General features: G+C 69.4%; 12 protein-coding genes and 1 tRNA gene. 6 read left to right on the top strand and 7 right to left on the bottom strand.

All coding sequences use genetic code 11. From position 1 onward, the window contains the following. Positions 1–174: 174 nt before the first annotated feature. Together ABZ707_RS08905 and ABZ707_RS08900 are read left to right on the top strand one after the other, a co-directional pair. Positions 175–259, top strand: a tRNA-Leu gene (locus tag ABZ707_RS08905). A 449-nt stretch (positions 260–708) separates the two neighbouring features. Then, complete coding sequence (locus tag ABZ707_RS08900) at positions 709–1,575, top strand: Bax inhibitor-1/YccA family protein (protein WP_360170131.1); 867 nt, start codon at positions 709–711, stop codon at positions 1,573–1,575. A gap of 109 nt (positions 1,576–1,684) precedes the next feature. Here ABZ707_RS08900 and ABZ707_RS08895 read toward each other — a convergent pair whose 3' ends face one another. After that, on the bottom strand, positions 1,685–1,915 hold the full coding sequence (locus ABZ707_RS08895; RefSeq protein WP_360171291.1) for a DUF4287 domain-containing protein: 231 nt from the start codon (positions 1,913–1,915) through the stop codon (positions 1,685–1,687). A gap of 101 nt (positions 1,916–2,016) precedes the next feature. Here ABZ707_RS08895 and ABZ707_RS08890 point away from each other — a divergent pair, with 101 nt between their 5' ends. Further along, positions 2,017–2,337, top strand: a complete 321-nt coding sequence (locus ABZ707_RS08890) for a hypothetical protein (RefSeq protein ID WP_360170128.1) — start codon at positions 2,017–2,019, stop codon at positions 2,335–2,337. On the opposite strand, the gene ABZ707_RS08885 is transcribed toward ABZ707_RS08890, so the two are convergent. From ABZ707_RS08885 to ABZ707_RS08875, 3 genes are all read right to left on the bottom strand, one after another. Further along, positions 2,321–3,199, bottom strand: coding sequence for a hypothetical protein (locus tag ABZ707_RS08885; RefSeq protein ID WP_360170125.1), 879 nt, complete (start codon positions 3,197–3,199; stop codon positions 2,321–2,323). The genes ABZ707_RS08890 and ABZ707_RS08885 overlap by 17 nt on opposite strands. 376 nt (positions 3,200–3,575) lie before the next feature. Continuing rightward, on the bottom strand, positions 3,576–4,796 hold the full coding sequence (locus tag ABZ707_RS08880) for an acetyl-CoA C-acetyltransferase (RefSeq protein WP_360170122.1): 1,221 nt from the start codon (positions 4,794–4,796) through the stop codon (positions 3,576–3,578). A 173-nt stretch (positions 4,797–4,969) separates the two neighbouring features. Further along, a complete protein-coding gene (locus ABZ707_RS08875; RefSeq protein WP_360171288.1) occupies positions 4,970–5,953 on the bottom strand; it encodes an SGNH/GDSL hydrolase family protein in 984 nt (327 codons plus the stop codon). Between the two features lie 134 nt (positions 5,954–6,087). Here ABZ707_RS08875 and ABZ707_RS08870 point away from each other — a divergent pair, with 134 nt between their 5' ends. Further along, complete coding sequence (locus ABZ707_RS08870) at positions 6,088–7,482, top strand: cystathionine beta-synthase (protein ID WP_360170119.1); 1,395 nt, start codon at positions 6,088–6,090, stop codon at positions 7,480–7,482. Positions 7,483–7,809: 327 nt separating this feature from the next. Here ABZ707_RS08870 and ABZ707_RS08865 read toward each other — a convergent pair whose 3' ends face one another. After that, positions 7,810–8,226, bottom strand: a complete 417-nt coding sequence (locus ABZ707_RS08865; protein WP_360170116.1) for a hypothetical protein — start codon at positions 8,224–8,226, stop codon at positions 7,810–7,812. Positions 8,227–8,511: 285 nt separating this feature from the next. Here ABZ707_RS08865 and ABZ707_RS08860 point away from each other — a divergent pair, with 285 nt between their 5' ends. After that, on the top strand, positions 8,512–9,495 hold the full coding sequence (locus ABZ707_RS08860) for an aldo/keto reductase (protein ID WP_360170113.1): 984 nt from the start codon (positions 8,512–8,514) through the stop codon (positions 9,493–9,495). 51 nt (positions 9,496–9,546) lie between these two features. On the opposite strand, the gene ABZ707_RS08855 is transcribed toward ABZ707_RS08860, so the two are convergent. Beyond that, on the bottom strand, positions 9,547–10,419 hold the full coding sequence (locus ABZ707_RS08855; RefSeq protein ID WP_360170110.1) for an alpha/beta hydrolase: 873 nt from the start codon (positions 10,417–10,419) through the stop codon (positions 9,547–9,549). 276 nt (positions 10,420–10,695) lie between these two features. Here ABZ707_RS08855 and ABZ707_RS08850 point away from each other — a divergent pair, with 276 nt between their 5' ends. Further along, a complete protein-coding gene (locus tag ABZ707_RS08850; protein WP_360170107.1) occupies positions 10,696–11,580 on the top strand; it encodes a prohibitin family protein in 885 nt (294 codons plus the stop codon). 60 nt (positions 11,581–11,640) lie between these two features. On the opposite strand, the gene ABZ707_RS08845 is transcribed toward ABZ707_RS08850, so the two are convergent. Continuing rightward, complete coding sequence (locus ABZ707_RS08845; protein WP_360170104.1) at positions 11,641–12,138, bottom strand: FBP domain-containing protein; 498 nt, start codon at positions 12,136–12,138, stop codon at positions 11,641–11,643. Between the last annotated feature and the right edge of the window lie 95 nt (positions 12,139–12,233).

Genomic DNA, 12,233 nt, shown 5'->3' with positions numbered 1-12,233 from the left:
CCCGTACGCCGCGGTACGACATGACCATCCGCTCCCGGCATGTGCCGATGGCGCGTTACGTGCGCTGACGCACCCTCAGACGTCAATAAAATAAGACAACATCGGGTTGTCACTCGGCTGTTCGGGCGGGTGCGTCCCGATAGGCTCGTGTGCCAACGCGGAGCCGCGCGCCCTGCCCGGATGGTGGAATGCAGACACGGCGAGCTTAAACCTCGCTGCCCTCGCGGGCGTGCCGGTTCAAGTCCGGCTCCGGGCACCACATCGGTCAGCGCCGACGGGCAGGCGGGGACGGTACGTCCGGCGCCCGCCGACCCTTCCGGGCACGGGCAGCGCGGACTCCGCCGGTGACGCCCCGGCCCGTGTGGACGCGGCCCCGGTACGCGGCCCGCTCCGGCCCCGTATCCGGCGGTTCGGCCGGTTCCGGCGCGGCCATGACGCCCGCCGCCGTCGCTCCGATGGCGGTACGCGCCCGGCGGGGGTCCGCCCGCACCCGCTCGGCGGGCCCGGCCGACCGCAGGGGCGCCCGCACGGCCATGACGGCGGCGGCGCACCGGGTGTGAGCCCGTCTCAGGCGGACAGGTGTGACGCGTAGCACGCCATTGACGTCACGATCCTGGAAAGATCCTCCCCGAGCACTAGGGTGTTCCCTTTGCTCGCCTATTACTCTTGACGCAAGGCCGCGCAAGGTGGCCGCCATGGAGGAGTGAGATGAGGAGCAGTAACCCGGTCTTCTCGCGACGGGGCTTCAGCCGCGACAACGGCCACGCGGGCTTCAACGCGACGCCGCAGGCCGGGGGCGCCGCTGTTGGAACCAACCCGTACGCGACCAACCCCTACGCGCCGCAGCAGGACACCCAGTACGGAGCGGGCCCGCAGGCGCCCGCGCGCGCCGGTGTCATGACGATCGACGATGTCGTGGCCCGTACCGCCATGACCCTCGGCACGGTCGTGCTCACCGCGGTCCTCTCGTGGTTCCTGCTGCCGATCGACGAGAACAACCTCGGCAAGTCCTACGGCATCGCGATCGGCGCCATGCTGGTGGCGCTGGTCCTCTCGCTGATCCAGTCCTTCAAGCGCAAGCCGGTCCCGGCGCTGATCCTGGCGTACGCCGCCTTCGAGGGTGTCTTCCTCGGGGTCATCAGCAACACGGTGAGCACCTACATCGCGCCGGGCGTGGTGGCGCAGGCGGTGCTGGGCACGATGGCGGTCTTCGCCGGTGTGCTCATCGCGTACAAGATGCGCTGGATCCGCGTCACCCGTCGCTTCTACGGTTTCGTCATGGCCGCCGCCATGGGCTTCCTGCTCCTGATGGTGGTCAACCTGATCTTCGCCGCCTTCGGCGGCGGTGACGGCCTCGGCTTCCGCAGCGGCGGTCTCGGCATCCTCTTCGGCGTCATCGGCATCATCCTCGGCGCCTGCTTCCTGGCCCTCGACTTCAAGCAGGTCGAGGACGGTGTCGCCTACGGCGCGCCGCGCGAGGAGTCGTGGCTGGCGGCCTTCGGCCTCACCGTGACCCTGGTGTGGATCTACCTGGAGATGCTGCGGCTGCTCTCCATCCTGCAAGGCAACGACTGACATCGGCCGCCGCGAGCGATCGCGACGGCGAGGGGTCCGCGGGCATCGGCCCGCGGACCCCTTTTTGTTGCTGTCCTCGCCGGGCCGCCGCCGGGCCGCCCGGCCGGGGTCAGAGCAGGCGGCGGGCCGCCCGCCTCAGGTCGTACTCGTGGACGATCGCTTTCGCGTGTCCGTACGCCAGGTCGTATTCGCTCCGCAGCCAGCTCACCTTCTCCTCGAAGCGGACGAGGGAGGGGCCTTCCTCCATGGTGCGTAGCCAGTCGGAGATCTCGCGACCGGTGCGGTCAGGGATGCGGGAGAGCAGATTGCGATGGGTCTCTTCGGAGAAGACAAGGGACATCGGCGCCTCCGGACGCTTTCGCACGTACTGGTCCTTCACGCCACCGTGCCTGAGCGTTTGCCTGTTGGCAACAGTGCGGGACGGCCGCGTAGGGTCACGATGTGCTTGATACAACGCCGCTGACGGCCGCCGTGGACCGATTCGCCGACCGGCTGCGGGCCGCTCCGCAGAGCCGGCTGCAACGGGGAGCCGCCGCGGAGGCACTGGCCCTGGCCAGGGAACTCTCCGTACGGGCCCAGCGGCTCGACGCTCCCGGCGAGGAGCCCAGGATCATGCCGGACGCGGGTGTCTTCGCGGTCGCCGACCAACTCACCGTCGCGGCCGGAGACTTGGCCGAGGCACTGCGAACGGCCCCGTCCGTGGCGGAGCTGGACGAGGCCGTGCGGTCGGTCGGCAGGGCGGCGGCTAGAGCGACGCTATGACGCGGTCCGCCAGGATGTAGATGTGCTCCGAGGTGTCGGCGTCGTCGGCCCGACCGCACGAGAAGGTCAGCGTGTACGCGCCGGAGACGCCGGAGCCGCCCAGCAGAAACGGGGCGTCGCCCGCGCGCAGCGCGTCGGCGAGCCGTTCCGCGGTCTCGCGGTGGCCCGGGGTCATGCAGAGCGTGGTGCCGTCGGCGAAGACATAGACATCGAGCGTGCCCAGCGGTCCCGGACGTACGTCGGCGAGGGCCATACGGGTCTCGGCGAGCTCTTCGAGCCGCGCCACGGTGCGCTCATGGTCGTTGACAACAGGTGTCCGTACGGGCACGAAATCCGGGTGCGACGGGTGCCTGCGGCGGGCGGCGGCCAGCTCGGACGACTCCTCGGTGCTTTCACCGGCCTCGCTCACACCACTGACCTCGGTGAGGTCCGGGTAGTCGGCGAAGTCATCGAATCCCTCGGCGGCGTCAAGATCAAGGGCCTCCACGCCGACGAAGTCCACCTGGCGGGGGACATAGAACCCGGCGTCGTCGGTGCCGAGGCCGGGCAGCCCGCTCAGCAGGGAGGGGGCGTCGGTGGCGTCCCTGGCCTCCTGGGCGGCCCAGAAGGCACGCGCCTCGGCCAGTTCGCGCTCACGCTCCTCGGCGAGGGCCTCCGCCACGGCGGTCCGTATGTCATCGGTGTGGTTCGCGCTTCTGGCATGCGGTACGGCGGCGGTGAGGCCGCTCGGGTTCGCCGCCGCCAGTTCGCCGCGCAGGGCGGTGACCTGCTGACGCAGCCCATGGGCGGCGTGCAGGGCGGCCACGCCCACAGCCGTGGCGGCGGCCGTGGTCAGCAGCAAGGCAAGAGACATGGCGCTCACTGACTACTCCCGATTCCAATCGATACCCCCGACTTCCTACCTCAGCTTGTCGGGGGTGGGCGCCCGCTGTCAGTGCATTACGTCACGAATTGGACAGGTCTTTGGGCCTTATGTTTAGTCTGATTGCCTATCTGACCTGGGCAAATGAATCTCCCCCGGAGATAGGTCACATCCTGGGGGAGATTCAGTCACGACTGGGGATCGGTGGGGTTGGCGCGTACGGTGCAGGATCGGCCGGCTACCCTCCGCTGTTTTTTGCTGTTTCGTTTCTTCATTGAGGCGTCACGGCGTCACGGCGTCATGGCGTCACGGCGTCACGGCGTCATGGCGTCATGGCGTCACGGCGTCATGGCGTCACGGTGTCGCGGCGCGCCCCTCAGCTCAGCCGCTCGATGACCATCGCCATGCCCTGGCCGCCGCCGACGCACATGGTCTCCAGGCCGAACTGCTTGTCGTGGAACTGAAGGCTGTTGATCAGCGTGCCGGTGATCCGGGCGCCGGTCATGCCGAAGGGGTGGCCGACGGCGATGGCGCCGCCGTTGACGTTCAGCTTCTCCAGCGGGACCCCCAGATCCCGGTACGACGGGATGACCTGGGCGGCGAACGCCTCGTTGATCTCGACGAGGTCGATGTCCCCGATGGTCAGCCCGGCGCGGGAGAGCGCCTGCCGGGACGCCTCGACCGGGCCGTATCCCATGATCTCCGGCGACAGGCCGGTGACACCGGTGGAGACGATCCGGGCCAGCGGGGTCAGGCCCAGTTCGCGCGCCTTGGTGTCGGACATGATCACGAGCGCGGCGGCGCCGTCGTTGAGCGGGCAGCAGTTGCCCGCCGTGACCAGGCCGTCCGGGCGGAAGGCGGGCTTGAGGCCCTGTACGCCCTCCATGGTGACGCCGGCGCGCGGGCCGTCGTCCTTGCTGACGACCGTGCCGTCAGGGGTGGTGACGGGCGTGATCTCGCGCTCCCAGAAGCCGTTCTTGATGGCTTCCTCGGCGAGGTTCTGCGACCGTACGCCGAACTCGTCCATGTCCTGGCGGGTGACGCCCTTGAGCCGGGCCAGGTTCTCGGCGGTCTGGCCCATCGCGATGTACGCGTCCGGGATCAGGCCGTCCTCGCGCGGGTCGTGCCACTCGGCGCCCTCGCTCCCCGCGACGGCGGCGGTACGGGCCTCGGCGTCCGCGAAGAGCGGGTTGTGGGTGCCCGGCATGCCGTCCGACGAGCCGTTGACCTGACGCGACACCATCTCGACCCCGGCCGAGACAAAGACGTCGCCCTCGCCGGCCCTGATGGCGTGCAGCGCCATCCGGGTCGTCTGGAGGGAGGAGGAGCAGTAGCGGGTGACCGTCAGGCCGGGGAGATGGTCCATGCCCATCTGCACGGCGACGACACGGCCGAGGTTGTGGCCCTGTTCCCCGCCGGGCAGCCCGCAGCCGAGCATCAGGTCGTCGATGTCCCGGGGGTCGAGCTCGGGGATTTTCGCGAGCGCGGCCTGGATGATCGTGGCGGTCAGGTCGTCGGGCCGCAGTTCCTTGAGCGAGCCCTTGAAGGCCCGGCCGATGGGGGAGCGGGCGGCAGAGACGATCACGGCTTCGGGCATCACGGCTCCAGAGAGGGTTGCGCCCCGGCGCCGTGCGGGGGTGCGGCCGGCGGTCGGGCGACGGGCTGGGAAGAGGGCGGTACTGAGGGGGAAGTTACCCGTACGTAGTGCCCGGGTCACCGGGCCGGACGTGTGATGCGGACCTCTTTTCTAAGCGCTTGCTCAGTGGAGCCCTATGCCGGGCGGACTTCCGTCGGGGTCGCTTCCGCCGTCGTCGGGAGATGACGGCGCCGGCGGTGCTTGAGGAGCGCCCAGGGAGCGCGTGCGCCGGTGACTTCGGTGCCCGCCTGCGAGGCCGCCGCCGAGGCCGCCTTCGCCACCGGGAGCATGTCCTCGTCGCGGGACGCGTCCAGGCGGTCCGTCTCCGGCCACAGGCCCAGTACGGCGCACAGGGTGGGCAGCACGGCCATGGCGGCGGTGGCGTAGCCCTCCGCCGACGGGTGGTAGTTGTCCGGGCCGAACAGCTCGCGCGGATTGGCGGCGAACTCCGGGCCCAGCAGGTCGCCCAGGGAGACCGTGCGGGCGCCCTGCTCGACCGCCACGATCGTCTGGGCCGCCGCGAGCTGGCGGCTCACCCGGCGGGCCAGCCAGCGCAGCGGCTGGTACACCGGCTCGATGGTGCCGAGATCAGGGCAGGTGCCGACGACCACCTCCGCCCCGGCGGTCCGCAGCCGCCGTACCGCCGCCGCCAGATAGCGCACGGAGCGTGTCGCCGACATCCGGTGGGTCACGTCATTGGCGCCGATCATGATCACGCAGACGTCCGGGACCCGGGCTGTGTCCGACAGCAGCAGTGACACCTGGCGGTCCAGGTCGTCCGACCTGGCCCCCGGCAGTGCCACATTGCGCAGGTCGACGGGGCGCTCCGCGACCGCCGCGAGCCCCGAGGCGAGCAGCGCGCCCGGGGTCTGCCCCGCCCGGCGCACCCCCTGGCCCGCCGCCGTGGAGTCGCCCAGCATCCCCATCCGCAGCGGTTCGGTGTGCCCGTAGGCCAGCCCGTACCACCCGTCCCCGCTGGGCGGGAGAGGTGCGACCCCGCCGCCCACCGAACGCTTCGCAAGCTGTACCTCCGCCAGCAGTACGCCGACGCCCGCCGCCCCGAGCAGGCCGATGCTCCCGCCGCCGTAGGCCGCGCCGGCGGCGATCCGCCGTGCCACCCTCGCCCTCGACACAGTCCGAGCCTCCTCCCTGCCGTACTTATGAGTACGTACTGCCCCGTCGGGACCGTCGCCCAATCTCACGCGCGGACGCATACGCTGGCCGGACCATCACGGAGACCCCGGAGACAACGGTGCAATTCCACGACTCGATGATCAGTCTGGTTGGCAATACCCCGCTGCTGAAGCTGAGCAGCGTGACCAAGGGCATTCAGGCGACAGTCCTGGCCAAGGTCGAATACTTCAACCCCGGCGGTTCGGTGAAGGACCGTATCGCCCTTCGCATGATCGAGGCGGCCGAGCAGAGCGGTGAGCTCCAGCCCGGGGGCACGATCGTGGAGCCGACGAGCGGCAACACCGGCGTCGGCCTTGCCATCGTGGCGCAGCAGAAGGGCTACAAGTGCGTCTTCGTCTGCCCCGACAAGGTCTCCACGGACAAGATCAATGTCCTGCGGGCGTACGGCGCCGAGGTGGTCGTCTGCCCGACGGCGGTCGATCCCGAGCACCCCGACTCGTACTACAACGTCTCGGACCGGCTGGTCCGCGAGACGCCGGGCGCCTGGAAGCCCGACCAGTACAGCAATCCGAACAACCCTCGCTCGCACTATGAGACGACCGGTCCGGAACTGTGGGAGCAGACGGACGGGAAAATCACCCATTTCGTCGCGGGTGTGGGCACGGGCGGCACCATCTCCGGCACCGGCCGCTATCTCAAGGAGGTCAGCGGGGGGCGTGTCCGGGTCGTGGGCGCCGACCCCGAGGGGTCGGTCTACTCCGGCGGCTCCGGGCGGCCCTATCTGGTCGAGGGCGTCGGCGAGGACTTCTGGCCGACCGCGTACGACCGTACGGTGACGGACGACATCGTCGCCGTCTCCGACAAGGACTCCTTCCAGATGACCCGGCGCCTGGCCAAGGAGGAGGGCCTGCTGGTCGGCGGCTCCTGCGGGATGGCGGTCGTGGCCGCGCTGCGGGTCGCGGAGGGGCTGGGCCCGGACGATGTCGTGGTCGTCCTGCTGCCGGACAGTGGCCGCGGCTATCTCAGCAAGATCTTCAACGACGAGTGGATGAACGACTACGGCTTCCTGGAGCAGGACGGCGACGCGCCGCGCGTCGCGGATGTCCTCCAGTACAAGGAAGGCCCCATCCCGACGCTCGTCCACATGCACCCCGAGGAGACGGTCGGCGAGGCCATCGAGGTCCTGCGGGAGTACGGCGTGTCGCAGATGCCGATCGTGAAGCCCGGCGCCGGGCATCCGGACGTGATGGCCGCGGAGGTCATCGGTTCCGTCGTGGAACGTGAACTCCTGGACGCGCTGTTCACCCAGCGGGCCTCGCTCGGAGACCCGCTGGAGAAGCACATGTCCCCGCCGTTGCCGCAGGTCGGCTCGGGCGAACCGGTGGCGGACCTGATGGCCGCGCTGAGCGGATCGGACGGCGCCGACGCCGCGATCGTGCTGGTCGAGGGCAAGCCGACAGGCGTCGTGAGCAGGCAGGATCTGCTGGCGTACCTCTCCAAGGGCGTGAAGTAACCAGCGACGGAACGCGGATTCGCGAAAGTGGTACGAGCGCGACACGTCCGCGCAGCACCCGCTTAACAAGCGTCCGGCACATTGGTGGTTGTCGGCGTCAAGGACCTCCGGAGCGGCTCCCGGACCTCCATGGACGCCTGGACACGGAGTCGGCCCTGACCCGGACCGTGTCCCTCGCGGGGACCGCCGTCGTCCCGCCCCCCGGCAACGGGGGTGCGGCGGTCCCCGCGACTATCCCTCTCCCGGCTGTCCTGGTAGCACGCTGTCCCGGTGGCCCTCGCTGGGCAGAACGGCCCGGCGGATTCTTTTCCCCGGCGGGCGCCCCGCTCAGTTCTCCCAGTCGGACGTCTCGCGCCGCCCGCGCGGCCGCCAGGGCCACTGCCGGGCCGCGTGCACCGTGTTCACCGCGACAATGCCCAGCCAGCAGACGACCAGGCCCTTGAAGCCCGTCTGCACGGCGGCGATCGTGGAGAGCGGGATGGCGAGGATGAGCGAGATGACGCCGAATCCGAAGCGCTCACCGAACCCCTCCGCCGGGCCGGGCGAACGGGCGCCCCGGGCCACCACCATCTGCTGCTCGGCGAGCCGGCGCCGGACGCGGCGGTCGGTGGTGCTGTCGAGGCGCTGCTCGATCTTCTCCAGGAACGACTCGATGAGCGCGGACTCGTACTCCGCTCCCAGCTCTCTGCGGGCCTGAAGGGTGGCGTCGAGCTCCTTCTTGAGCTCAGGATCGCGGGGTTCCATGAAGCCACGGTAGAAAGCGGAAAGCGTCCCGCACAGTGGGGCTAGCACCCCTCTTTGGCCCGGCGTTTGTCCCGGCGCACCGGGTCCCCGGCCGGGCGGGCGGACCGCCGTTTCCCGCCGGTACGGGACACCGCGCCGCGTACCGCCGCGGCCGGCCAAGAACCGTTTCCGGCCGTCGATTCCGGCGCCGGTGACCGCCGGGTACGGAATTCCGGCGGGAGGAAATGCTGTGCGGGCAGGCCGGACCTAAACTTGTGATTTGTTCCCGAGGAGGAGGCTGATCATATGGAGCACGCCGTGATTCCCGGAATGGACGTTTCCCGCATGGGCCTCGGATGCATGGGGATGTCGGCGTTCTACACGCAATCCCCCATGGATGACGACGAGTCGATCCGCACCATCCACCGGGCGCTCGACCTCGGTGTCAATATGCTGGACACCGCGGAAGCCTATGGTCCTTATACGAATGAGGAGTTGGTGGGCCGCGCGACAGCGGACCGCCGTGACCGCGCGGTGGTGGCGACGAAATTCGGCTTCATCTCGCATCCGGACGGCGACAGGACGGACACTCTCGACGGCAGTCCGGAGAATGTCAGGCTGGCGCTGGAGGGATCGCTCAGGCGGCTCGGCACCGACTATGTCGATGTGTATTACCTGCACCGCGTCGATCCCGATATCCCGATCGAGGAAACCGTGGGCGCGATGGGCGAGCTGGTGATCGAGGGAAAGGCCGGGCACCTCGGGCTCTCCGAGGCGCCGCCGGACCAGATACGCCGGGCGAACGCCGTACATCCGATCAGCGTGCTGGAGACCGAGTACTCCCTGTGGACGCGCCATGCCGAGGCGGAGATCCTTCCGCTGCTGCGGCGGCTGGGCATTGGATTTGTCGCGTATGCCCCGCTGGGCCGGGGGTTCCTGACGGGCAGGATCCGTTCCAGGGAGGACCTCGGTACGGACGACTGGCGCCGGAACAATCCGCGGTTCAGCGCCGAGAACTTCGACCGGAACACGCGGATCGTCGACGAGGTCCGGGCCGTCGCGATGGACGTGGGAGCCGCGCCCGCGCAGGTCGCCATCGCGTGGCTGCTGGCGCAGGGGGACGACATCGTGCCCATCCCGGGGACCAAGCGCGTGTCCCGGCTGGAGGAGGACCTGGGCTCCCTGGACGTGGAACTGACCCCGGAACAGATCGACCGGCTCAGCTCCCTGGCGGCTCCGGCCGGCAGCCGCTACGAGGAGGACACTTATGCCACTCCGCAGGACATGTGAGCCGCCGGGCATCTGTGCCGCCGGACCGCACCGGCTCGGGCGGGTCCCTTGTCAGAAGGCCGGCCGCGCGCCGGGCGAGCCCGTGCGCGAGACGAAGTCGCGGACCACGGCGTTGAAGAGTTCCGCGTTCTCCCAGAACATCAGATGACTTCCGCCCTCGGCCTCGGAGAAGACACGCGCCTCCGCGCCCGGAATCCGCGAAGCCGTCCATCGCGCGACGCCCGGCGGGAAGATGCTCACCTCACCGCCGATGACCAGGGTCGGCACGGTGATCCGCGGCAGCACATCGCGCCAGTCGTTTCCGCAATGGTCGAGGTGCAGGGTGGCGGTGTGCTCCAGCGGGAGCCGCGCGTTCTGCTGAATGATCCAGTCGAAATCCGCGGCGCTGAGCGACGGGGTGTGCATCGTGTGGACGAGCGACCGCCAGAAGTCGGCGCCGTCGGCCTCCCGGAGGGAGGCGGCTATTCCAAGAGCCGTCTCGGCGGAGAAAATGGCGCCCAGTTCGGCAGCCCGCTCTTCCGGTACCCGGTCGGCCGCGACCACGGCGGGCTCGTCCACCAGGACGAGCCTGCTGATGCGGTCGCCGCCGAACAGGTCCCAGTAGGACCAGATCACCGAGCAGCCGAGTGAGTGGCCCAGCAGGGTGATGTCCCTAAGTTCCAGCGTCTCGATGAGATCCCGGAGATCGGCGGCGAGCCGGGAGACCCGGTAACCGTGGTCCGGTTTCTCGGATTCGCCGTGCCCGCGAGGGTCCATGGCGATCACACGGTGGTCCCGGCTGAGATCGTCCATCTGTTTCCGGAATTCGGCGGCGCTCTGCGCGATACCGGGAATCAACAGCAAGGGGGCGCCCTCGCCGGCTTCGGCACAGGAAATGCGCACACCGTCGCCGGTCGTGACGCTGCTTCTCTTCTCGCCGGTCATACGGCTTCCATTCGATGGCCCGGCAGGGTCAGGAGAATCTCCTCTCACCTTACGTCCGGTCCGGCTCCGGCGACCGCCGTCGCGACGGCGGCCGGCTCGCTGCCGGGCGGTGATCGGGGGCGTCGAACTGTGACGCGGCTGTAGGGATTCGTACAGCGTCTCGTCGCCCGGTCGGGGTGTCCGCCCGGCTACGATGCGCCAACTCGTGGCGGGGGGAGCCACTTTGGTGGGCGCCGGCCGCGTTCGTACGTCACATCACCCGGGGGGACCTGTCTTATGTTCGCGCTGTCCATCGTGCTTATCGTCGCGGCCGTCGTACTGGCCGTACTCGCCCGCAGCCGCACCGGCGGCTGGAAGCTCGGCGCCGCGCTCGCCGGAGTGGCCGGGCTGACCTTCGCGGTCCTGAGCTGCGTCTATGTGGTGAGCGCCTACGAGGTCGGCGTGCCGGTCCTCTTCGGGAAGACCGGCGCCCCGCTGAGGTCCGGGGTGCACCTCAAGACGCCCTTCACCGATGTGACGACCTTCTCCACCCGCCCGGTGGACCTCAACCTCAACGACAAGGACGTGGTCGAGGTCCGCTCCGCGCAGGGCGGCGTGCTGTACGCGGATGTCACCGTCAAGTGGGCGGTCACACCGTCGAACGCCGTGGAGCTGTACCGGCTGGCCGGAAGCCAGGAGGCGATTCAGGAGCGGCTGGTGCTGCCGGACAGCCGGGAGATCGTCCGTGATGTCTTCGCCAAGCACAGCAGCGAGGAGGGTTATGCCTCCGGCCGGGGGCCCATAGCCTCGGAGATCGAGTCATTGATCAAGGAACGGCTGAAGCCCCGCGGTATCGATGTCACCCATGTCAACCTGCGCAATGTGCGGCCGTCCGACCAGCTTCAGCAGCAGATAGACAAGAAGCTCCAGCAGGAGCAGGCCACCGAGCGCGCGGTCGAGGCGTCGCGCACGGCGAAGGCGGAGGCGGAGCGCAGGCGTATCGAGGCGGAGGGCATAGCCAGGGCCAATGGAATCCTGGAGCGGTCGCTTACGGACCGGGTGCTGAAGAATCAGTGCATCGAGGCGTTCAAGGAGGCCGCGAAGGCGAACGCCGTGTACGCGGTGCCCTGCGGTACGGGGGCGAACGGCGCGCCGGTGATTGTGGACGGCACCAAGAACTGACGGGACGGGGACTGACGGGACGGGGGCCTGTCCGTCGGACAGGCCCCCGGCGCCGCGCGGTCACGCGGTTACCGTGCTGATGAAGGCGGTCAGATTGCTCCGGGTGCGGGCTGTCTTCTCGTCCGTCGAAAGTGTCTCCTCGAAGCCCCGCCCGGCAGCCGTGCGCCGCTTGCCCCGGACATAGAGGGAGCAGGCCAGGTCGGTGCAGAGGTACTGCCCGATCGTGTTGCCCTGGCGGCCGGCCTCGCCGGTGCGGCGCGCGGTCATCAGCACCACACCGCCGCCGGTGTGGGTCGTCAGGCACAGCGAGCACATGCTGCGGGAGGTGAAGCCGCGCGAGGCGGCGGTCACCGCGCGCAGCGCCAGACCCAGGAGGCCGTCGCCGTGTTCGGCGACCAGGTAGGCGCGTTCGGGGGCGCCGGGGTCTCGCCAGCCGAGGAAGTCGAGGTCGTCCCAGGGGCGTTCCTCCAGGTCATGGGGGATACGCAGCCGCTGGGCCTCGCCCTTGGAGCAGTTGATGAAGGACGCGCGGATATCGGTCTCGGTCAGATGTCTCACGCCGAGCGAGGCTAGCTGGCCTAATATGTTTAGGCAAAATGTTTATTCGATTAGGTTGGCGGGGTGCACGGAGCGCGAACGGAGCGCACAGAGCG

Source organism: Streptomyces sp. NPDC006923, assembly GCF_040635655.1.
Classification (GTDB): Bacteria; Actinomycetota; Actinomycetes; order Streptomycetales; family Streptomycetaceae; genus Streptomyces.
The sequence above is the reverse complement of the archived record's forward strand: the minus strand, read 5'-3'. Positions and strand labels throughout refer to the sequence as shown.